Here is a 20,446-nt window from a genome sequence, read left to right as displayed (position 1 = left end):
CTGAAGCTCACAGACCCCGCAGGCCGCGCTGCACCGCCCGGGCCAGGGCGGCGCTGACCTGTGCCTCCGAGCGATGGAAGCTCGGGGCATCCGCAGTGGCGATCGAGACCGAGACCTGGACGGTCGGTGCGGGCGCCGGCGCCGCGACGCTGTGCGTGGCCGGCAGGATGCGCCCGGGCTGGAGCGGCACGAAGGTCTCGCGGCCGCTCTCGCCCACCGTGTAGGCGACGCCCGGGGTGACGGGGCCGCCGGCGGCGCGGCCGGTCGGGTTCTGGGTCAGGCCGAGCGAGCCGAGGGCGTCGCCGATCAGGTCGGCGCCGGGGCTGCCGCGGCCGAACAGCCCGTCGAAGGCCCGGTCGAGGCCCCGGCTCGCCAGCGTGGTGGCGAGCCGGGCCACCACCGTGGTCAGGCGCTCGCCGTGCAGGATCGCGCCCTTGAAGCTGTCGGCCAAAGCCGAGCCGAGTTCCCGCGAGGCGGATTGGGCGGCGCGCTGCGCGGCTTCGGCCCGCTCGACCTGGGCGGTGGCGGCGCCGTAGGCCTCCGCCACCCGGTCGACCTCCTCACGGAGTGCCGGCGTCACCGCGAGATCGGCTTTCTTCGCCGCCTCCAGCAGGCGGAACGCCGCCTCGGCCTTCGCGGCGGCGCCCTCCTCCCGGCCGACCGCATCGGCTTCGATCTTGAGGAGCCCGGTGCGCCGGGTGAGGCGCGCGACCTCGTCGCGGAACGCGTCGTCCTCCGGCTGTGCCGCCTTCGTCGCCGCCCGCGACCGGGCGGGCGCCCGCGCGGGTTCGGGAGTGGGTGGGCCCGGGGCGGCCGTCACGGTCCCGGCGAGGCTGCCGCGGGGCGCCGCGTCGCTGATCGCGAAGGCATCACTGATGCGGGCGCGGATCGCCGCGCCCTCGCTCGAGGCGGCCTTCACCCGTTTTCCGAGATCGGCGACGAGGGCGGCGGCGGCCGGGATCTTGTCCGCGATGCTCCCGACCGCCCCCGCCACCGCCTCGAACCCCGCCACCGCCTCGCGGGAGGCCGAAGCGGCCTCAGCCAGGCGGGAGGTCAGGCTGCCGACGGCGTCGTCGACCCGACGCAGCGAGGCGCCTTCGCCGGTGGGCACGGCACTCGCCTGCTCCAGCGCGCGCTGGAGTTTCCCCAAGGCCTCCGGCGCGGCCATGCGGGCCAACTCGTCGCGGACATCGGTCCCGGCCCGCGCCATCGCGGCCGAGATGCGCCCGGCCCCGGCCTCGACGGCGCGCTCGGCCTGACCCATCGCCCCTTCGGCGAGCGGCCCGGCCCGGGCGAGCTCGCGCTCATAGGCCTCGACATTGGCCTCCAGGGAGACCACCAGGCGCTCGATCTCGGTCGTCATGCGGGCGATCCGTCGTCGGGGAGATCGTCATGGAGGCCGGCCTGGAGCCAGGCCCAGAGCGCGTCCTCCTCCTGCGGCGTCGGGGCGCTGGCTGCGTCCGGGTCGCGGGCGCGGTTGAAGCCGTCGATGTAGGCGGCGAGCTGCCACAGGCTCATCGCCCGCAGGTCGGCAGCCGGCAGGCCCATGGCGGCGGCGGCCCCGTAGAACGCCGCGAAGGCGATCCGTCCCTCGGGTCCTGCGGCACCGGCCGGGCGTCCGACCCGCTCGTCTTCGGTGCCCTCGAGCGCCGCCGCCAGCACCAGGGCGGCCTTGGCGATCAGCGGGATGCAGGGCAGCCCGTCGAGGCGTTCGGCGACGGCGTGGGCCTGCGGCACCGGGGTGCCGCCGCCGATCAGGCCGAGGCGCAGCACGTCGCGCACGTCCCGGAACCGGTAGAGCCGTCCGGCATGGAAGCGGTGCAGCAGGGCGGCGGGCCCCGCCCCCGTCGCCTCCTGCAGAGCCTCCAGGTCGCCGATGGCGAGGCGGAAGCGGTGGGTCGTTTCCTCGAGGGCGAGGTCGATATGGCCGTCGCGGCTCATGGCACCCTCACGCGGCGGCCGTGAAGGCCACGGCCCCGGTCGATTGCAGCGCCACCGACACGGTGCAGCGCTCGCCGCGCACGGCGCCGACCTCGAAGCTGGTGAGGTGAAACAGCCCCTCCCAGGCGCCGCCGCCCTCCGCTCCGGTGCCGCTCACCTCGACCCGGGCGCGCACCGGCGCATCGGATTCGAAGGCGGCGCGCCAGCGGGCGATGCTCTGGCGCGCCATCACGCCCTTGCCCGAGACCGCGGCCGACTTCGACACCGCGAAGCGGTCGACGAAGGGCGCGGCGTCCTCGTTGGCGCAGTCGGGCACGACCGAACTGTTGGTCTCCTTGGTGAACTGCGCCGCGCGCTCGGTGAGGCCGCAGGGCGCCTCGAAGGTGCCGGCCTTGGTCAGGCTCTCGAGCTTCACGGCGATGGCCGAGAACGGCAGGGTGGTGGGCTGGGCCATGAGGTTTGCTCCGTGGGAAGTCAGAAAGCTTCGGCGGCGACGGCCCCGAAGCGGGCGACGCCGTGCCAGGAGCCGGGCCCGAGGGGTTCCGGCAGCACCAGGCTGCGCTCGTGCGACAGCCACAGGAGTTCGCCGCGGGCGAGCGTCAGGTCGGCCTCGTCGAGGGCGGCGCTGACGGCGGCAAGCAGCTCCTGCACCGGCCCCAGGCCCCGGGCGCCGCGCAGGAAGGCGTGGACGGTCAGGCGGCAGGCGCAGCCGCGCCAACCCTGCGCCTCGTAGGGTCCGACCTCCGGCGGATCGACGCGCAGGAACGGCCATTCCTCCCGGGCGCTCACCGCCTCGCGCACCCGGTCGCCGACGAGGGGGCGCAGGGCCGGATCGGCGAGGAGGCGGGTGCGGACAGCCCGCAGGAGCTGGGGCGAGAGGTCGAGGCCGGCCATCACCCCTTCCCCATCAGGCGTGCGATCGCCGGGCCGATCACCGGCCGGGCATGGCGCGTCGCGGTGCCGAATTCCCGGGCGACCAGGCCCGGCGCCTCGACCGTGACGGCGGTGCCCGCTCGCGTTTCCGTCGCCTCGGCGCGTCCGTAGGGCAGCTCTCGCTGAATATCGGCCGCGAGCGTGGTCGCGGTCTCCCGCGCGCGGGCCCGCGCCGTCGCGCTGCCGGCGCGGGCGAGGCGCGCGAGCCGCGCCCGCAGCGGGCCGGTCTCGACTCTCTGGGTCACACGGGTCTCCCCTGGATGAGGGCGTGGCTGCCGGCGGGGTCGGTCTCCACCGTGACGATGCGGTGGCGGGTCCCCGCCAGGGTGATCTCGTCGTCGATGTCCGGGGCTGGGCCCGGCGTCAGCACGACCGCCCGCATCAGGCGCCCCGGCAGGCCGGGTTCCTCGGCGGACTCCCGGATGCCGTCGCACCTAGCCCGGACGGGCTCGTCCGCGGTGCCGTCCGGGCCGACCCGGTGCAGGACGGCCTCGTCGAAGAGGGGGGCGAGGACCCCCCCGAGATGGCGGCCGATGCCGTCGAGGAGGCCCATCACACCACCGCCACGCCGAGGCTGTTGCGGCGCATCACCTCGTGGAAGCGCCGCCCGTAGGAGGTCAGCCCGAGCGTGCCCGGGGCCGCGTCCGGAGGTGGGTCGCGGCGCTCCAGGTGGAGCGTGCCGCTGCGCAGGGCCTTGAGGTCGAGGGCGCCGGCCCGGGCGAGCTCGGCTTCCGCGCCGCCCTGCCCGTCGAGGGTGAGGGTGTGGGCGGCATGCAGCATCCGCCCGAGGGCGGCATCCGCCGCCGGCCAGGCCGCCCCGACCCTGGGGGCCGCCTCCGCCAGCGCCCCGGCGATCGCCGCGTCGGCGACGCCCGCGAAGGCCGGGAAGCGGGCCCGGAAGGCCTGCGGCGTGATCGCGTCCGCCATCTCACGCCTCCCCGCCGGAGGGCGGCCGATCGCGGCCGCGGCGGCGTTCGGGGCGCGGATCCTGAGGCAGGTCCGGCGGCCCCGGATCGGGCTCCGCCTCGACCCGCACCTCGCCCGCCGCCTCCCAGGCGGCAAGGCACGGGTCCGGCCGCTCGGGCAGCGTCAGCACGGCGCTCTCGCCGGGCACCAGGAGCCGGGGCGCGCGAGCGCCCTTGGGCCAGATCAGCCGGGGGCCGGCGGCGTGGTTCGTCACCCGCATCATGCTCAAAGCCCTCCTAGATGCCGTCGAGGTAGCGGCAGGCGGCGGGGCGGCGGATGTCGAGGCCGCCGAGCCGGAAGGCGCCCGGCACCTCGAAGCGCCACGGGCCGGTCTGCCAGGCCGGGAAGAACCGGAACGGCATCGGCAGCCACAGCTTCAGCACGGAAGGATCGCGGCGATAGGCGACCATGCGGGCGCTGCCGCCGGTGCCGGCGGTCTCGAGCGCCCGCACGCCGTAGACCGTCAGGTCCTGCCCGGTCTCCAGGGTGTAGACGTTGTGGCGCCGGATCCAGTCGAGCAGGGTGAGCGGGCTGATCCCGTCGAGGCGGCGAAGCCCGATGCCGAGCATCTGCTCGTAGGGGAGCAGCAGGGTGTCGGCCATCTCGACGGTGTTCGAGCCGGTGAAGATGCCGATCAACTGGCCGTTGACGTCGGCGAGGATCTGCTCCGGGCTTTTCTGGGCCCAGGCGGTGCTGCCGTTGGTGCCGGTGGCCGCGGCGCTGCCGACGGTCACGCCCGGGTGGTTGAGGAGGCCCGAAAATCCCTTTGCGGGATCGCCGAACAGCGCGACCTGGTCGATGAACTCCTCCGAGGCGAGCCGGGCCGCGTCGGCCTTGTCGGCGTCGAGACTCATGCCCAGCAGCTGGGCCTTGCCGAGCTCCTCGAGGTCGTAGCCGTAGCCGATGCCCGCCATGGCGACGGTGGTCTCGTGCTGGCGGCGCGTGATCTCGACCTTCGGCACGTCGGTGGCCGCACCATGGACCCAGGTCGCCTGGCCGACCCGGTCGACCGAGAAGTAGGTCACGGTCGGCACCCATTCGGGTGCGGCGGTGTCGACCGGGACGAGGCGCGGATAGCGGATCGCCGGGTACTGGGCGCGATAGACGGTGGGCTCGATGAAGGCCTGCTGGCTGACCAGGAAGGCGAGCGCCCGGGGGGCATCGGTGACGAGGGTGCGGGTCATGCGCGTGCCTCTCTTCAGTTCAGGCGCAGGCGGACGAGGCCGCCGGCGGGGGCGGAGGTGTCGAACAGGGCGTTGGCGATGGCGGTGTTGCCGGAGGCGGCGGCGGTGATCGCGCCGGCAGGCGTGACGTAGGCCGGGCTGCCGGCGCTCGCGGCCGAGGCCGTGACCACCCAGACGGCGCCCGAATTCATCACCGGGGCGGTTTCGCCTTTCGCGAAGAGGTCGGTGCCGGTCGGGTTCGGCCTGGCGTTGCGGTCGGCGAGCACGATGCCGCGGAAGACCGCGCCCGACGCCGCGATGCCGTCGTCGCGGCTGCCCTGGAAGGCGGCGCGGCCGAAGCCGATCCCCTCCGGGGTCTCGACGGTGCGGCTGAGGATGGTCGCGGAATTCTGGTCGGCGGCCATGCCCTCGTAGGCGGCGGCCGGGCGGCCGGGATAGCTGGTCTGGACGGGGGGCATCAGCGGGCTCCTGCGGGTTTCCAGGCGTTGCGGAGGGTCTCGACCATGGCGGCGTGGGCCGCCTCGGGGGTGAGGGCGTCGGCGGACCGGTGGCGCAGGGCGTCGCGCAGCGGGTCCGGGGCGTGGGATTGGACGGCCTGGTGCGGGCCGGCGGCGACGACCCGGAAGGCACCCTCGATCGCCGCAGGGCTCATGTCGGCGGCCTCCGCCTCGCCGAGCGCGCGTGCCACCGCCGCGCGCCGGATCGCCTCGGGCGTCAGGCCGGCGGGATCGAAGGCGTCGCCGAGGATCCGGCGGGCCTGCTCCACCAGGGCGCCCCGCTCGGCGGCGAGCGCGTCGAGGGCGGCCTCGTCCGGCACCCGGGCGCGGAGCGCCGCGACCTCGCCGTCGCGCTGGGCGAGAGCAGTCTCGGCGGCCTGTGCCCGCGCCTCGGCCTCGGCGAGGCGCCGGTCGGCATCGCCGATGCGGCAATCCGGGCCGGCGCGCCCCTGCGCCACGATGGCGACGTGGTCGACGATCACCTGGGTCTGGCGGGCGTCGTAGGGGCTGCCGTCGGGGGCGGTGCCGGGGGTCCAGTCGAGGTCGCAGGTATAGCCGACCGAGATCTCGCGCCGCCCGCCCTGCACCGCCGCGATCGCCGCGGAATCGGCCAGCAGCATCGGGATGCGCACGAACTCGCCGTCGCGCACCACCTCGTCGCCGACATGGCCCCGCGCGACCCCGCGCCAGGTCCGGGGCGTCACCGCCTCGGGTGGGTGGTCGAGGGTGACGGGCTTGTGGCCGAAGCTGCGCAAGGATTCGGGCCGGAAGATCTCGTCCGGGTCGCGGTAGATCCGGACCTGCGCGAGGTCCGGCCGGGCGACCTCGTCGCCGCGATAGACCTGGACGTTGCCGGCCCGCGCCGCGCGGGCCTGCACCACCAGGGCGCCGTTGCCGAGCGGGCGCGCGCCCGCGATCCCGGCCGCGGGGCCGAGGCTCAGTCGGTCGAAGATGTGCATGGGTGGGGTCTCGTGGTGGGAGAAGAGGGAAGCCTCACTCCCGATTGGGCTTGGCCAGGTCACAGGCCGGGATGCGCCGCCTCCACCGGTCGCATCGGTGGCTGCGGATAGCACAGTCGAAGTGCTGTAAAGATCCGGCGCGGGATCCCCTCTCCCGTGTGGGAGAGGGGTAGGGGCGATCGAAGATCGCGCAGGGTGGAGACGGTTCAGAACAAAGCACTGAACGTTGAGCTCCGCAGCTCCGCCGCTCAGGTCTATTGCGGAGCCCGAGCCACCCTCACCCCCAGCCCCTCTCCCACACGGGAGAGGGGGGACCCGCGCCATTTCCGGCGATGTGGCTGTGTCGGCCCGTACGGAAGAATGGCGATGAAGTCGAAAGTTCAGCCCGCCGGCCGCGCGAAGGCCGCGGCGATGCCGGGGAAGAGGTCGGCGGCGGAGAGCCAGCCTTCGACGCCGTGAGCCAGGACGCCTTGAGGCACCACGCCCTCGCGGGCGAGCATCGCGGCGGTCTCGGCCTTGAGGCGGCCGATCTCCGCCTTCTCGCGCTCGCTCGCCTGGGCGAGCGGCCGCCAGGCGTAGCGCAGGGGCTCGTCGCGGCCGAGGGCGTCGCGGATCAGGAGACGGTCGAGGCGGGCGATGGCCGGTGTCAGTTCGACGGTCTGCCGCGCCGCGACGTGGTCGTGGTAGTTGCGGATGTCGGATTCGCCGGTGGCGTTGAGGCCGGCGGGCGACTGGCCGAGCAGCCGCGTCACCGGGATGTCGGCGGCGCCTGCCGCGACCTGCAGGAAGAGGCGGGCCACCTCCGGCAGGCCGGAGAAGTCGAGCTGCTTCTGCTGGTAGCGCTCGCCCTCCGGCGAGCGGCCGTCGCCCTCGAGCAGCAGCATCCCGAACAGGCCCTTCATCCGTGCCGCGTAGGCGAAGCGCTCGGTGAGCAGGCGGGTGCCGTCCTCGGTCGAGAGGGCTTGCGACAGGCCCGGCACCGAGATCACGTCTTGCTTGGCCTCGGGCAGCATCGCGGCGATGTGGGCAGCGGCCGCCGTCGCCTGGTCGATCGCCTCCAGGAGCGCCTGGAGCACGCTGTCGCCCCAGCCATCACCCACCGCATCGTCCGGCAGGGCCGCGCCGAGGAGGCGCACCACCCGGGAGGGATGCACCGCCTGCCCGCCCGCGATCGTGTAGGCGATGGGCTCGCCGAACCAGGGCGAGAGCGGGTCGCGCTCGATGGCGCCGGCCTGGATCCGGCCGCGGGGCAGGACGTGGAGGTAGCGCAGGCCCCCCTGCCCGACCGTCTCGGGCTCGAGCGGCAGGCTCGGATCGGGCGCGCCGTCGCCGATCAGCAGCGCGGCGCCGCCATGCAGGCGGGCGAGGCGCAAGGCCCGCAGCAGGCGGTCCTGAAGCCCCAAGCGCTCCTCGCTCGCGGCCAAGGCCGCCGCGACCTCCGGCGGGGCCTGCCAGGCGCGCCACTCGCGCAGCATGTCGAAGGGCACGATGTCGACGACCTTGCGGGCGAGCCAGTTGTCCCGGTAGGCCGCGTCGAGCTCGGCGCGGGCGCGCGGCACGTGGACGTGCAGGTTGCCGGTGCTCTTGTCCCGCGGCCCGCCGAGGCCGGAGACGAGGTTGGCGAGGCGGTCGGCGAGCCACATCACAGGACTCCGAGCAGGCCGTATCCCGGCCGGGCCAGCGCCGAGAAGGCGCGCGAGAGGGCGTCGACCTGGTCGAGGAAGGCGCCGTTGGGGAACGCGCAGAGCTCGTCGACGAAGGCCTCGTTCCAGGGGCCGGCGACGAGGTGCAGGTTGCCGGCCTCGGCCTGGGCCGAGACCGGGGCGGCGCGGGTCGCCTTGTCGCCGCTCTCCGGGGAGGCGCGGGCGTCGTAGCCGGCAAGCCGCCCGACGAGGTACTGCGCCTGCGCCTTGCCGGCCTGGCCGGGATCCTGCGGCAGCGAGATCCGGCAGGACGGGCCGTCCTCGGCGGCGGTGGCCAGGATCAGCCGCTCGACCCCGCCGGCCGAGAGCCGGTCGCGGCGCACGTCGACGACGTAGAGTTGCCCGGTGGGCGCGCGCGCGAGCTTGACGCCGGCGGTGTAGTCCGGCTGGCGTCCGGCCCGCGGCACGCTTGCCGCGAGGTCCCAGGCCCGCACGGTGGTGCAGCCGGCGGGCAGGGCCCGCACGAGGGTGAACCAGCCGCGCTTGAACAGCCCGCCGTCCCGCGGGGCGGGCCGCTGCTGGTACTGGCCCGCCGCCGCGTACTCGCCCATCGTGGCCGTGTCGCGCTCCACGACCGAGCGGGGGAAGCGCTCCGGGAAGAGCAGCTCGCCCGCCTCCCGGCGCGGATCGGAAAATCCGATGCGGGTGGCGCAGGCGCGCTCCGGCTCGAACTCCATCGGCAGCATCAGGTGGTCGTAGCCGAGGTTTTTGGCCAGGATCACCCCCGACAGGTCGCGCTCGTGCAGCCGCTGCATGATGACCACGATGGCCGAGCGGACGGGGTCGTTGAGGCGGGTCGGCACCGCTTCCAGGAACCACTGCGCCACCGCCTCGCGCACCCGCTCGGAATTGGCGCCCTCGACCGAGATCGGGTCGTCGAGGATCACCCGGTCGCCGCGCGAGCCGGTGATCGAGCCGGCCGAGACCGCCTCGCGTAAGCCCGACGCCGTGGTCTCGAAGCGCCCCTTGCGGTTCTGGTCGCGGGTGAGGCGCACCCGCTCGCCCCATAAGCTCCGGTACCAGGGCGAGGTGATCAGGCGCCTCGTGCGTAGGTTGTCGCGGAGCGCCAGCCGCTCGGTATGCGAGACTGCGACGGTGCGTAAGCTGGGCCGGTTCTTCGGCCCCCATTCCCAGGCCGGCCAGAACACGCCGGCGAGCAGGCTCTTCATCGTGCCGGGCGGCACGTTGATAAGGAGCCGGGTGATCTGCCCGGCGGTGACGGCCTCGAGATGGGCGCCGACCGCGTCGATGTGCCAGCCGTGGACGTAAGGGGCGCCCGGCTCGATCACCGGCCAGGCCCGGCGCACGAAGCCCGCCAGGCTCTCTTCGCTATCGAGCCGGTCGAGGGCCCGCAGTAGGGCCGGCGGGTCCTTCAGCCAGGCGCTCGGCGATGGCGCGGAGCTGGGCCCGCTGCTCGCCGTCGAGGAGGCGGAAAGCGGCCTGGGGATCGGGAATCGCGGTGTCGTCACGGAGTTTTCCGTCCCCCTTGCCGTCGAGGTCCCAGGCCTGCCGCTCGAGCGCGATCCACAGCCGCGCCGCGGCGGCGAGGTCGCGCAATGCCGCGACGCGCTTCTGCAGGGCCGCCGCACGGGCGAGCCCGCTCTCCTCCGGGCCGTCCTCGGGCTCGGATTCCTCCGCGATGGCGGCCTGGAGGTCGTCGAGGAGCCGCAGGGTGAGGGCGGCGCCCTGAGCCACCACGATGCGGTGGCTGCCCAGGACGCCGCCCGGAAGGGGCTCGCCCCTGAGGGCCTCGTCGATGGCGATGTCGCCCGCGGGCGCGATCTCCGGCGGGGCGTCGCGCCCCCACCCTTCCGCCCGCGCCCGGCGCCGGAGCGTCGCCGGGCTGACGCCGAAGCGCCGCGCGATCACGGGACCGGATCCCGGCTCCGCCCGATAGGCCGCCGCGATGCCGGCCCAGTCGATGACTCGTCGTGCCATATCGCCTCTTCGGGAAATGAGGAGCGCGGCACGGTCCGGGGCGGCCAACCGGCGGCTGGAGGCCCGCGGACACGCGCCGCCCTTCGCCTCGGTGATGCCGTGGGCCGGGTCCGGGGACACATCCCCGCGTGGCGGGGCAGTCGAGCAGCCACCTCCCCCGAGGGGCAGGCCGCAGACCCGGATAACCTGAAACCCTTGTACCCGCCCCGCCGATGTTCGTCAAATGTTCTCTTCGGCGGGGCGCAACTTTTTCGTGTCGGTCACTCGCGCTCGATCTGCGCCTCGTCGAGCACCACCGGGGTCTCGCGCCCGAACAGCGACAGGGCCACCCGGTAGCGCCGGCGTTCCCCATCGACCTCCTCGACCGTGCCGCGCAGGGCCGCGAGCGGTCCGGCCGTCACCCGCACGCCGTCGCCCAGCGCGAACAGGACCGCCCTCACCGCCTCCTTGTCGCCGTCGTCCCGTTCGTCGCCATGGCCGGTGATCGCGTCGGCGAAGCCCTGGAGCACGGACGGCGCGATGACGACGGCCCGGCCGTCGCGAAACAGCACCCGGGCGATCCCCGGATGGCCCTCGACCCGCGCGAGGTCGCCGTCGTCGTGCAGGCCGACGAAGAGCGTGCGGTGGAGGAGCGGCACCCGGGCGGTGCGGCGGTGGCCCGAGGGAGAGGTCAGCTCGATCTCCTCCCGCGGCTCGAAGGTGGGGATGCCGGCGGCCTCCAGGTCGCCGGCCACCCGGGCGGCCCAGCGCGGCCTGGTCTCGGCGACCATCCAGACCCGGTCGGCCGCCAGCACGATCCGGGCCGGACGGATCCGCCGGCGCCGGCGGCGCCGGATCTCGGCGGCTCGGTCGGCCGGCGGGCGGCCATGGGCGACGGCCTCGCGGCGGCGGCGGGCGATGCGGCGCTTCTTCCCGCTCACGCCGCCCTCCCCGGTTGCCGGTGCGCCGGTCCGGTCAGATCTTGCCGGGGCGATCCGGCGGCGCGTCGGGCGAGGCGATCCGCCCGCTTTCGGCCTCCCGCGTCAGCGCCTCGGTCGTGCGGATGATCCGGGAGCGCACCATCAGGAACAGGCCGACCCCCGCAGCGAGGGTCCAGAGGACGATCAGGGCTACCTTCATGCGCCCCTCCTGCACTGCCGCGGCGCGCAGCGCGAGCCTCTTCGGCGCCGATGGGCCGGCTCTGCCGCGTGCCGGGCGCCGATTGCGGCGATTCGCCACCGAGCCGGCCGAGGGGCGGGAGACCCGGATCGTCCGCTCCGGTCCCGGCGTTGCGCCACCGGGTGGCCGCGCCGTCGGGCGGGCCGCGACGAGGGGCGAAGAATCGGTGGACCATCGGAGGACTCCCGCAACGAAGGATACGGCGCAAGGCTGCCCCCGGGTTAGAGTGGCAGACGGGGTAGGCGCGAACAACGCCGCTTGCCATGGTCCTTGCGGCCAAAGTAGCTACATGATGTAATGACTTTTCTCAATACCTCAAGTGCCAGGGAATTTCGCTGAGGTGATCCAGTCGGGAGAGAACCGGGTCCGCGCCGCGCAGGGCGAGCGGCTGCGGCAGGCGCGCATCGCCGCCGGCTACCGCTCGGCGCGGGATGCCGCTTTGCAGAATGCCTGGCCGGAGAGCACCTACCGGGCGCACGAGGCCGGCACCCGGACCATCGGCCAGGACGATGCCGAGCGCTACGCCGCGCGCTTCCGCCGCGACGGCGTCGAGGTCTCCGCCAAAGGGCTGCTGTTCGGCGACGACGACGCGCCGGAGCCGCTCGCCGAGGGGGCCAGGACGGCGGCCAAGTCGTGGGCCAGGTCGTCGGGGTGAAGGGTTTGATCAGCGCCGGCGGCTTGATCGAGACCGGGGACGAGCAGCCCGGGCCGGAGGGCGACCTGTTCCGGATCACGGTGCCGTTCCCGGTGCCGCACGGCACCATCGCGTTCCGGGTCGCCGGCCTGTCGATGTATCCGAAATACGAGCCGGACGACGTGGTGCTCTGCGCCGAGGCGGGCGAGAGCCCGGATCGCCTGCTCGACCGCTACGCCGCCGTGACGACCGCGGAGGGGCACCGCTTCCTGAAGAAGATCCTGCGCGGCTCGCAGCGCGGCACCTACCACCTGGAGAGCCACAACGCCCCGCTGATGCCCGATTGCCGCCTGGCCTGGGCGTCGGGCATCATCAGCACCGTCCACGCCCAGGCCTGGAGCCGGTTCTGCGCCCGTTCCAAGTCTGGTGGGTGAAGACGGGCGGATAAGGAATCGCTGCGTCGTGCAGCGATTCCGTCAGTCGGCCTGCGCGACCCGGGCGGTGCGGCGCTGCGCGGTCCAGCGGCCGGTGCAGAGGGCGGAGACGTTCCAGGTGCCGGAACCGGAATTGGCCTGGAGCCGGCCCGAGGCGGCACCGCTGGCCGAGCCGTGGCGGACGGTGAGGCCGACCTGGCCGTCGGATCCGATGCGGCCGCTCACGCTCGCGCCGCCCTCCCCCGTCGAGGCCACCCGCACGTCGCCGTCGGCGATGGCGAGCGAGACGGTGTAGCGGCTGTCGCACAGACCCGAATCGGTGACGAGCTGCACCGACCAGGTGCCGTTGAAGCTCCGCCCCTCCGCCGCTTGCAGGCCGGCCGGCAGGGCGGCGCACAGGACGAGAGCGGCGACGGACGACTTGAGCATGGAACCCCCTGTGGTCGAGCCCGGCCGCGTGGACGCGCCGGCCCGTTTTTGGACAGCGTGGCAGAGCGTTGCGATGGGACCGCAACATCCCGCTGCGCGAACACGGGCGGTCGCGCGCTGGACGAGAAACGATGTGGATGGCGGATCATTAACACAGGCAGAACGGCAGCAATATGGCGAGCAGGGGCGCGCCTGTCCGCGGATCGACTGGGCTATGGCCGCGCTTGTTCGCCGTCTTGCCGGCTGGAGACTTGACTATTCCTTGCGGCCCACCCGGGTTCAGAGCGGCAGGGTCGCGGCCATGCGGCGGCGCAAGGGTTCGTCCGGCAGCGGACCGGTACCGGCGCGCAGGTTCGCCGCCATGTGGCCGGGATCGGCGGTGCCGGGAATGGCGCAGGTCACGGCCGGATGGGAGACGACGTATTTCAGCAGGATCTCGGCCCAGGAGCTGCAGCCGATCTCCGGCGCGTAATCCGGCAGCGGCGCGGATCCGAGGCGGCGCAGGAGCCCGCCGCCGCCGAAGGGCCGGTTGACCAGAACCGCGACCCCCTTGTCCGCCGCGAGCGGCAGCAGGCGCTCCTCCACCGCCCGGTCGTCGAGGGCGTAGTTGATCTGGAGGAAGTCCAGCCGCTCGGCCTTCAGGACCGCCTCGACGGCGTCGTAGGCGCTCTCGGTATAGTGCGAGATGCCGAGATAGCGGATCCGTCCTCGCGCCTTCCATTCCCGCAGGGTCGGCAGGTGGACGCGCCAGTCGAGCAGGTTGTGGATCTGCATCAGGTCGAGGCGGTCGGTGCGCAGGAGCTGGAGCGAGCGCGTCATCTGGGCGATGCCCGCCTCGTGGCCGCTGGTCCAGACCTTGGTGGCGAGGAACGGGCGCTCGCGAGCGTTGAGCCCTGCCAGCAGCTCGCCGGTGACGCCTTCGGCCCGGCCGTACATCGGCGAGGAATCGATCACCTTTCCGCCCTTGGCGAGCAAGGTCGCCACCACCTCGCGCAACGGCGTCCGTTCGGCGGGCTTTGCCCCGACATCGAAGCCGCGCCAGGTGCCGAGCCCGATCACCGGCAGGGTCTCGCCGCTCGCCGGGATCGGCCGCCGGTGCAGCTCCGTCGCCTGTGCGGCGGCTCCGCCCCCGACGGAGGCCGCCAGCGCGGCACCCAGGAAACCTTGGCGGGTCAGTCCTCGCCGGCTCGATCCGTCCTCGCTCGTCATCGCGTCTCTCCCCTGTCCGCGCCGCGCCTGTCACGGAACGCCCGCGGGCACTCGCCGGTGCCCTTGGCGAAGAAGCGCGAGAAATAGGCCGGGTCGGTGAAGCCGAGGCCGTAGGCGATCTCGGCGATGCCGAGGTCGGAATAGAGCAGGCTGCGCTTGGCCTCCAAGAGGCGGCGCTCGCGGATGATCCGGCCGGGGCTCGAGCCCGTCACCGCCCGGCAGGCGGCGCGCAGCCGCGCCTCGGTCACCCCGAGTTCCTCGGCATAGGCGATCAGCGGCCGCTCACGGCGGTGATGCGCCTCGACTGCCTCGCGGAAGCGTGCGGTCAGAAGCGCCTGCGGCCCCGGCGAGGCCGGCGGCTCGCGCGTCGCGGCGAGCCGGCGCAGGCCGGCGACCAGGATCAGCATCAGATGGGCCTCGATGGCGCCGCGCCGGCCCGGCGCCGCCCAGGCCAGTTCCCGGGCAAGCTCCGCCACCGCCTCCTCGACCGGGCCCGGCTCCGGCAGGACGAGGGAAGCAGGGCCGGCGAAGAGCGCCGCCAGGTCCGGCTCGCGCCCGCACAGGTCGCGCAGGTAGCGCGCCGAGAGGGTCAGCACCGTCCCCACCGTGCCGTCGGCGAAGCGGAAGCCGTGGGCGGTGCCGGCCGGCACCACCAGCAGGCAGGGCGGCGCGACGGCGAACAGCTCCGCCTCGGCCCGCATCTCGCCGCCGCCATCGGCGATCAGCAGCAACTGGTGCAGGCTCGAATGGACGTGCGGGCGGATGGTCCAGCGGTTCGGGCGGCTGCGATCGTCCAAGGCTTCCAGATGCAGGAAACGGTCGTCGGCGTCCCTCGGCGCCTCGCCGTAGAGAAAGAAATGCGGCACCGCAGGGGGTTGGACGGGATCGGGGCGCATTCCGGGCGGTGTCTCGCGGGACGGGCGGGATCGACGGAAAATCCAACTTTTTCCTCGCCCCGTCCATCGTCAACCGGGCCGGCGCGGTTCACGTTCCGGGGCATGAAGCAGCCGCCGGGCAACGGTGGCGCCATGATCGTAAGGAAACGTCCCCATGCGCACGCAGGTCGCCATCATCGGCGCCGGCCCGGCCGGTCTCTTCCTCGCCCACCTGCTGGCGCGCGCCGGGATCGACGCGGTGGTGCTGGAGCGGCGCACCCGCGACTACGTCGAGGGCCGGGTGCGGGCCGGCGTGCTGGAGCAGGGCACCGTCGCCCTGATGGACCAGCTCGGCCTCGATGCCCGGCTCAAGGCCGAGGGGCTCGTCCATACCGGCACCAACCTCGCCTATGACGGCGAGATCTTCCGCATCGACATGGCGGCGCTGACCGGCGGCTCGGCGGTGACGGTCTACGGCCAGCAGGAGGTGATGCGCGACCTGTTCGACGCCGCCGAGCCCCGCGGCGTGCACATCGTGTTCGAGGCCGAGGACCTGCGGCTCGACGGCCTGACCGGCGATAAGCCCGTCGTCACCTTCACCAAGGACGGCGAGACGCGGACCCTCGCCTGCGATTACGTCGCGGCCTGCGACGGCTTCCACGGCGTCGGCCGCGCGGCAATCCCGGCCGACGTGCTCAAGGTCTACGAGCGGGTCTATCCGTTCGGCTGGCTCGGCATCCTGGCCGAGGTGCCGCCGGTCAACCACGAGCTGATCTACGCCAACCACGCCCACGGTTTCGCGCTCGCCAGCATGCGCTCGCCGACCCGCAGCCGCTACTACGTCCAGGTCGGGCTCGACGAGCGGATCGAGGATTGGTCGGACGAGCGGTTCTGGGACGAGATCGAAACCCGCCTCGGGCCCACGGCGTCGGCGGGGCTGGTGCGCGGCCCCTCCTTCGAGAAGAGCATCGCGCCTTTGCGCAGCTTCGTCGCCGAGCCGATGCGCTACGGCCGCCTGTTCCTGGCGGGCGATGCCGCCCACATCGTGCCGCCGACGGGGGCCAAGGGCATGAACCTCGCCGTCTCCGACGTCGCGATGCTCGCCGAGGCGCTGACCCTCCACTATGCTGACCGCGATGCGTCCGGCCTCGACGGCTACTCGGCCCGGGCGCTCGCCCGGGTGTGGAAGGCCGAGCGCTTCAGCTGGTGGTTCACCGGACTCACCCACCGCTTCCCCGACATGGACGATTTCGCCCGCCGGATGCAGGTGGCGGAACTCGCCTATATCCGCGGCTCGCAGGCCGCCCAGACGGTGATCGCGGAGAATTACGTCGGGTTGCCGATTGGGTTCGGGGGCGAACCGCTGAGCCTGTGACGATCGCAAACGGGCTTCGGTGCTTCGCGGGGTGGTGAGACGGCTTCCAACTCTCCATCGTCATCCTGGGGCCGCGCAGCGGAACCCGGGATCCATAACCGCTGACGGTGCTGGACGACGCGGGACGCTGATCGCCCGATCCTGAAGCGTCAGCGGTTATGGATCCCGGGTTCCCGGCTGCGCCGGGCCCCAGGATGACGTTCCGAGGTGTTGGCGTCCGTGTCGGATCACCAACCCGACCCAGGAGACAAAGCACTCAACGGGACGGCTCCGCCGCAACCTCGCCCCAGCTCTTCAGCGGGAAGGCCCGATCATAGGCCAGGTTGAAGACGAAGGCGTAAGCCACGTAGAACAGCGCGATCGCGATATCCATCACGAAGGCCTCGACGAGGCCGATGCCGAGATACCAGGCGATCGGCGGCAGCAGGATCACCAGCAAGCCTGCCTCGAACAGCACGGCATGGGCGACCCGAAGGGCTAAGCTCTTGCGCGTGTGCCCGGCAAATCGCTGCATCGCGTGGTCGAAGCCGAGATTGTAGACGTAGTTCCACCCCGTCGCCGCCATGGCGCTACTGACGCCGATCACGCCCATCTGCGAAGCGTGCAGCCCGAACAGCACGGTCCCGAGCGGGATGATCAGCGCGAGGCCGATGGCCTCGAACAGGAGCGCGTGACGAATCCGGTCGCGTGTGCTGCGCATGGTCTGGCTCTGAACGCTGCGATTGGTCCGCCGCGTTCTATCTGCGATACTCCGTCTCGCAAGTTGGGACGTATCGCGGAATCGGATGGATGGCCGTCTCCTTCGACCAGCTCCAGGCCTTCGTGGCGGCGGCCGAGGCGGGCTCGTTCTCCGGCGCGGCGCGCCTGCTGCGCAAGGCGCAATCGGCCGTCAGCACCCAGGTGGCGAATCTCGAGGCGGATCTGGGGCTGGAGCTGTTCAGCCGGGCCGGCCGCAACCCGGTCCTGACGCCGGCGGGGGAGCGGCTGCTCTCGGAGGCCCGGGTGGTGCTCGACCGGCGCGAGCACCTGATCGGCGTGGCGACCAGCCTGGAGCAGCGGGTGGAGAGCCGGCTGGTCGTCGCCATCGACGAGCTCTACCCCGAGCACGCGCTCGGCGCCCTCTTCGCCGAGTTCGCCCGTGCCTTTCCTTACGTGGAACTCGAACTGCTCTTCCCGCTGATGGAGGATGTCAGCCGCATGGTGCAGTCGGGCGCCGCCGATCTCGGCGTGATGTGGCGCCAGGAGGTCCTGCCGACGGAACTCGGCTTCCAGACCATCGGCTGGGTGCCGCTCAAGCTCGTCTGCGGCCGCGACCACCCGCTGGCCAAGGCCCGGGTGGAGTGGGAGGAACTGAAGCGCCACCGCCAGATTCTGGTCGCCGCCCGTAGCGACGGCCCCGAGAAGCGCCGCCTGCGGGTCGCCGCCGAGGTGTGGTGGGTCGAGAGCCACTGGGTGATCCTCGAGATGGTCAAGCACGGGATCGGCTGGGCCTTCGTCACCGACCACGTCATCGCGGCCTCGCTAACCGCGCCGTACCTCGTCACGCCGGATCTGCAGTTCGACCAGGGGGATTGGCCGATCGCGCTGGAACTGGTGTGGCACAAGCAGCGGCCGTGCGGGCCGGCGGCGGCTTGGTTGCGGGAGAGGTTCGCGGCGGAGCGGATCGGCGGCGATGGGAGCAGTGCCCTACCGTGAGGCCTCCCGCTCCTCGCCACCCCGCACCAACTCCCCCGCCACATCCCCCAACCGCGGCGCCGGCTCCCGGGTGAACGGCAGCGGCCGGCACACCGCCAGAGCCGCCAGCCCGAACCGCGCCGTCATCAACCCGTTCAGCACCCCCTCCCCGAGCTTCGCCGAGATCCGCGCGGCGACGCCGAGGCCCAGCACCGATTGCACCAGGCTGTCGCCGACCGCGACGCTGCCGGTGACGGCGAGATGGGCGAGCGCCGCCCGGGCGAGGCGCAGGAAGCCGAACAGGCCGGGCCGGCCGCCATAGATGGTGGCGATGCGGCGCAAGAGCCGCACGGCCGCGAAGATCACGAAGCCGACATCGACGATCGCCCGCGGGCTCAACGCCGTCACCGCCGAGACCTGTTTGGCGGCCTCCGCCACCGCGGCCTTGGCGGAGCGGTCGAGGGTGCTGAGCAACTCGGCCTCGGCGATGCCGATCCGGTCCTCGACGTCGAGGATCTGGTCGTCGAGGGCGGCGAGCCGCGCGCGGGCCGCGCTCATCGCCGGGCGCTCGGCATAGAGGCCGGAGAGCTGGCGCACCACGGCCTTGGCGGCGCTGTGGTCGCGGGAGCGGAGCGCGTCGAGGGCCTCCTCGCGCAACGCCTCGATGCGGCGCTCGCGCAGCACGCCCGCCACCTCGCGCCAGACGATGGCCGCGAGCGCCACCACCGCGACCGCCAGCAGCACGAGCGCCAGGATGCCGAGCCAGGGCGCGGCGGAGAAGAGATCGGCGATCAGCCGCTCGATGGCGAGCCCGATGCCGAGCGAGGCCAGCCCCCCCAGCGCCGAGAGCAGCAGGGTCGCCCAAGGCGCGCGCGCGCGCGGCGCCACCGGCACGGCGACGCCGTCGGCGGCCTCGACGATCTCGAACGGCTCCTCCACCATCCGCACGCCGTCGGCGAGCGCCGTCTCGGTGCCGGGCGGCGGCGGGGCGGCCGGGGCCTCGGGGGTGCCAGCCGGCGGCAGGCGGAAGGCGCGGGGCTTGTGGGTCGGGGGATTGGTCATCAGGACCCTCAGGCGAGGCGGTCGCCGATCAGGAAGTTCAGGGCGCGGTCGAGGCGGATCTGCGGCAGGCGGCCCGGGCGGCCGAGCGCATCGCGGGACACCTGCGGCGGCCGGAAGCGCGGGAAGCGCAGCGAGCCCGGCGTCACCGCGCCTTCGAGCACGGCTTCGGGCCGCTCCGGCAACTCGCCGGGGAAGATCGCCGCTTCCGTCTCGCCGTCGAAGGTCTCGCCGTCGATGGTCTCGCCCGCCTCCGGCGTGCCGGCCACCGCCCGGAAGGCGTGCGGCCCGTCATGCACCACCGTCTCGCGGGTCGAGCGTACGGAGGCCAGCGCCTGGGTGCTGACATGGGCGCCCGCGGCCTCCGTGCGCCTTAGCGAGCGGGCGACGAGGAGGCGCAGCAGCGCGTCGAGCCGGTCGTGGCTGGTATGGTGGAGGTGGTCGGCCTTGGTGGCGGCGAACAGGATCTTGTCCGCCCGCGGCGCGAAGAACCGCGACAGCAGGGTGTTGCGCCCGACCCGCAGGCTCATCAGCACCCGGTCCAGGGCCTCCTCCAGCTCGGCGAGGGCCGCCGCCCCGGCATCGACCGCGGCCAGCACGTCGACCAGCACGATCTGGCGGTCGATGCGCTGGAAATGGTCGCGGAAGAACGGCGTCACCACCCGGGTTTTGTAGGCCTCGAAGCGGCGCTGCATCAGGCCGCCCAAGCTGTCGGGGTTGACCGGGCCGTTCAGGATCAGGGGCGCGAAGGTCAGGGCCGGCGAGCCGGCGAGGTCGCCCGGCATCAGGAAGCGGCCCGGCGGCGTCGTCGCCACCGCCTCGGGCCCGGCGCGCACGGCGGCGAGGTAGAGCGTGAACGCCTCGCTCGCCCGCTCGGCCACGATCTCGTCGAGGGGCTGGTTCGGATCGAGAGCCCTTAAGGAGGCGAGCCAGGGCGCCGCCATCGCGGTCCGGCCGGGGCGCTCGGCGGCGGCGATCGTCTCGCGCGACCAGCCCTCGAAGGTCTGCTCGATCAACGCGAGGTCGAGCAGCCACTCGCCCGGGTAATCGACGATGTCGACCATCAGGCTCGCCGGTCCGGTGCGCCAGCCGCTCTTGCGCTCGTAATCGATCTCGAGGCGCAGCTGGCTGATCCGGTCGGTCGAGCGCGGCCAGTGCCGCGTCTCGGTCAGGGCCGCGAAATGGTCCTCGTAGGGAAAGCGCGTCACCGCGTCGTCGGGCTGCGGCACCAGGCGGGCCCGGCGCAGGCGGCCCTCCTGCGAGGCGCGGAGCGCCGGCAGCGGGTGCAGGCCGGTGAGCTGATGCACCAGGGCGGTAGTGAACACCGTCTTGCCGGAGCGGGCGAGCCCGGTGACGCCGAGCCGCACGGTCGGCTGGACCAAGAGGTCGTTCGAGGCCTCGGCGAGGGAGCGCGTCGCCTCGGTGACGGACTTGGCGAGGGAGCCGGCACGCGCGGCGAGGTCGGTCAGGGGCGGCAC

26 protein-coding genes are annotated in these 20,446 nt (G+C 73.4%); 4 read left to right on the top strand and 22 right to left on the bottom strand.

Annotation, left to right across the window (positions count from 1 at the left end; all coding sequences use genetic code 11):
• Positions 1-7 precede the first annotated feature (7 nt).
• The 16 genes from F1D61_RS11305 to F1D61_RS11230 all read right to left on the bottom strand — a co-directional run bounded on the left by F1D61_RS11305 (position 8) and on the right by F1D61_RS11230 (position 11,240).
• Complete coding sequence (locus F1D61_RS11305) at positions 8-1,363, bottom strand: hypothetical protein (RefSeq protein WP_246775829.1); 1,356 nt, start codon at positions 1,361-1,363, stop codon at positions 8-10.
• Positions 1,360-1,941, bottom strand: coding sequence for a gene transfer agent family protein (locus F1D61_RS11300; protein WP_203157921.1), 582 nt, complete (start codon positions 1,939-1,941; stop codon positions 1,360-1,362). The genes F1D61_RS11305 and F1D61_RS11300 overlap by 4 nt, the downstream gene beginning before the upstream one ends.
• Positions 1,942-1,948: 7 nt before the next feature.
• Complete coding sequence (locus tag F1D61_RS11295; RefSeq protein WP_203157920.1) at positions 1,949-2,395, bottom strand: phage tail tube protein; 447 nt, start codon at positions 2,393-2,395, stop codon at positions 1,949-1,951.
• A 20-nt stretch (positions 2,396-2,415) separates the two neighbouring features.
• Positions 2,416-2,835, bottom strand: coding sequence for a DUF3168 domain-containing protein (locus tag F1D61_RS11290; RefSeq protein WP_203157919.1), 420 nt, complete (start codon positions 2,833-2,835; stop codon positions 2,416-2,418).
• Entirely contained in the window at positions 2,835-3,119 is a 285-nt protein-coding gene (locus F1D61_RS11285; protein ID WP_203159405.1) for a hypothetical protein, read from the bottom strand. The genes F1D61_RS11290 and F1D61_RS11285 overlap by 1 nt, the downstream gene beginning before the upstream one ends.
• Positions 3,116-3,427, bottom strand: coding sequence for a hypothetical protein (locus F1D61_RS11280; protein ID WP_203157918.1), 312 nt, complete (start codon positions 3,425-3,427; stop codon positions 3,116-3,118). Before F1D61_RS11280 ends, F1D61_RS11285 begins: the two co-directional genes overlap by 4 nt.
• Entirely contained in the window at positions 3,427-3,801 is a 375-nt protein-coding gene (locus F1D61_RS11275; RefSeq protein WP_203157917.1) for a DUF4054 domain-containing protein, read from the bottom strand. The genes F1D61_RS11280 and F1D61_RS11275 overlap by 1 nt, the downstream gene beginning before the upstream one ends.
• Position 3,802: 1 nt before the next feature.
• Positions 3,803-4,063: a hypothetical protein gene (locus tag F1D61_RS11270; protein ID WP_203157916.1), complete on the bottom strand. Its 261-nt coding sequence runs from the start codon at positions 4,061-4,063 to the stop codon at positions 3,803-3,805.
• A 13-nt stretch (positions 4,064-4,076) separates the two neighbouring features.
• Positions 4,077-5,024: a DUF2184 domain-containing protein gene (locus F1D61_RS11265; RefSeq protein WP_203157915.1), complete on the bottom strand. Its 948-nt coding sequence runs from the start codon at positions 5,022-5,024 to the stop codon at positions 4,077-4,079.
• Positions 5,025-5,038: 14 nt separating this feature from the next.
• Positions 5,039-5,482, bottom strand: a complete 444-nt coding sequence (locus F1D61_RS11260) for a structural cement protein Gp24 (protein ID WP_203157914.1) — start codon at positions 5,480-5,482, stop codon at positions 5,039-5,041.
• Entirely contained in the window at positions 5,482-6,480 is a 999-nt protein-coding gene (locus F1D61_RS11255; RefSeq protein ID WP_203157913.1) for a DUF2213 domain-containing protein, read from the bottom strand. Before F1D61_RS11255 ends, F1D61_RS11260 begins: the two co-directional genes overlap by 1 nt.
• Positions 6,481-6,860: 380 nt before the next feature.
• On the bottom strand, positions 6,861-8,123 hold the full coding sequence (locus F1D61_RS11250) for a DUF1073 domain-containing protein (protein ID WP_203157912.1): 1,263 nt from the start codon (positions 8,121-8,123) through the stop codon (positions 6,861-6,863).
• Entirely contained in the window at positions 8,123-9,490 is a 1,368-nt protein-coding gene (gene terL / locus F1D61_RS11245; RefSeq protein ID WP_203157911.1) for a phage terminase large subunit, read from the bottom strand. Before terL ends, F1D61_RS11250 begins: the two co-directional genes overlap by 1 nt.
• A 22-nt stretch (positions 9,491-9,512) precedes the next feature.
• Positions 9,513-10,121 (bottom strand): hypothetical protein, encoded by a 609-nt coding sequence (locus tag F1D61_RS11240; protein ID WP_203157910.1) that lies wholly within the window; start codon positions 10,119-10,121, stop codon positions 9,513-9,515.
• 260 nt (positions 10,122-10,381) lie between these two features.
• Complete coding sequence (gene nusG / locus F1D61_RS11235; RefSeq protein WP_203157909.1) at positions 10,382-11,041, bottom strand: transcription termination/antitermination protein NusG; 660 nt, start codon at positions 11,039-11,041, stop codon at positions 10,382-10,384.
• Between the two features lie 34 nt (positions 11,042-11,075).
• Positions 11,076-11,240: a hypothetical protein gene (locus F1D61_RS11230; protein WP_203159404.1), complete on the bottom strand. Its 165-nt coding sequence runs from the start codon at positions 11,238-11,240 to the stop codon at positions 11,076-11,078.
• Positions 11,241-11,619: 379 nt separating this feature from the next.
• Here F1D61_RS11230 and F1D61_RS34095 point away from each other — a divergent pair, with 379 nt between their 5' ends.
• Both F1D61_RS34095 and F1D61_RS34090 read left to right on the top strand, forming a co-directional pair.
• A complete protein-coding gene (locus tag F1D61_RS34095; RefSeq protein ID WP_246775828.1) occupies positions 11,620-11,934 on the top strand; it encodes a helix-turn-helix transcriptional regulator in 315 nt (104 codons plus the stop codon).
• Positions 11,913-12,347 carry a S24 family peptidase gene (locus F1D61_RS34090; RefSeq protein ID WP_246775827.1) on the top strand — a complete coding sequence of 145 codons (435 nt, stop codon included), beginning with the start codon at positions 11,913-11,915 and terminating at the stop codon, positions 12,345-12,347. The genes F1D61_RS34095 and F1D61_RS34090 overlap by 22 nt, the downstream gene beginning before the upstream one ends.
• A gap of 42 nt (positions 12,348-12,389) precedes the next feature.
• Here F1D61_RS34090 and F1D61_RS11220 read toward each other — a convergent pair whose 3' ends face one another.
• The 3 genes from F1D61_RS11220 to F1D61_RS11210 all read right to left on the bottom strand — a co-directional run bounded on the left by F1D61_RS11220 (position 12,390) and on the right by F1D61_RS11210 (position 14,881).
• A complete protein-coding gene (locus tag F1D61_RS11220) occupies positions 12,390-12,776 on the bottom strand; it encodes a hypothetical protein (RefSeq protein ID WP_203157908.1) in 387 nt (128 codons plus the stop codon).
• Between the two features lie 279 nt (positions 12,777-13,055).
• Entirely contained in the window at positions 13,056-13,985 is a 930-nt protein-coding gene (locus F1D61_RS11215) for an aldo/keto reductase (protein WP_203157907.1), read from the bottom strand.
• Complete coding sequence (locus F1D61_RS11210; RefSeq protein ID WP_203157906.1) at positions 13,982-14,881, bottom strand: helix-turn-helix domain-containing protein; 900 nt, start codon at positions 14,879-14,881, stop codon at positions 13,982-13,984. Before F1D61_RS11210 ends, F1D61_RS11215 begins: the two co-directional genes overlap by 4 nt.
• Positions 14,882-15,035: 154 nt before the next feature.
• On the opposite strand from F1D61_RS11210, the gene pobA reads away from it, so the two are divergent.
• The gene (gene pobA, locus F1D61_RS11205) at positions 15,036-16,235 is read left to right on the top strand and encodes a 4-hydroxybenzoate 3-monooxygenase (protein ID WP_203157905.1); all 1,200 of its coding nucleotides are present in this window, start codon (positions 15,036-15,038) and stop codon (positions 16,233-16,235) included.
• A 256-nt stretch (positions 16,236-16,491) separates the two neighbouring features.
• On the opposite strand, the gene F1D61_RS11200 is transcribed toward pobA, so the two are convergent.
• The gene (locus tag F1D61_RS11200) at positions 16,492-16,935 is read right to left on the bottom strand and encodes a PACE efflux transporter (RefSeq protein WP_203157904.1); all 444 of its coding nucleotides are present in this window, start codon (positions 16,933-16,935) and stop codon (positions 16,492-16,494) included.
• 89 nt (positions 16,936-17,024) lie between these two features.
• On the opposite strand from F1D61_RS11200, the gene F1D61_RS11195 reads away from it, so the two are divergent.
• A complete protein-coding gene (locus F1D61_RS11195) occupies positions 17,025-17,930 on the top strand; it encodes a LysR family transcriptional regulator (protein WP_203157903.1) in 906 nt (301 codons plus the stop codon).
• Here F1D61_RS11195 and F1D61_RS11190 read toward each other — a convergent pair.
• Positions 17,922-18,971 (bottom strand): TIGR01620 family protein, encoded by a 1,050-nt coding sequence (locus F1D61_RS11190; RefSeq protein ID WP_203157902.1) that lies wholly within the window; start codon positions 18,969-18,971, stop codon positions 17,922-17,924. The two genes, F1D61_RS11195 and F1D61_RS11190, sit on opposite strands and share 9 nt — an antisense overlap.
• 8 nt (positions 18,972-18,979) lie before the next feature.
• Positions 18,980-20,446 (bottom strand): YcjX family protein, encoded by a 1,467-nt coding sequence (locus tag F1D61_RS11185; protein ID WP_203157901.1) that lies wholly within the window; start codon positions 20,444-20,446, stop codon positions 18,980-18,982.

Origin of the sequence: Methylobacterium aquaticum (genome assembly GCF_016804325.1) — a bacterium.
Classification (GTDB): domain Bacteria; phylum Pseudomonadota; class Alphaproteobacteria; order Rhizobiales; family Beijerinckiaceae; genus Methylobacterium; species Methylobacterium aquaticum_C.
The sequence above is the reverse complement of the archived record's forward strand: the minus strand, read 5'-3'. Positions and strand labels throughout refer to the sequence as shown.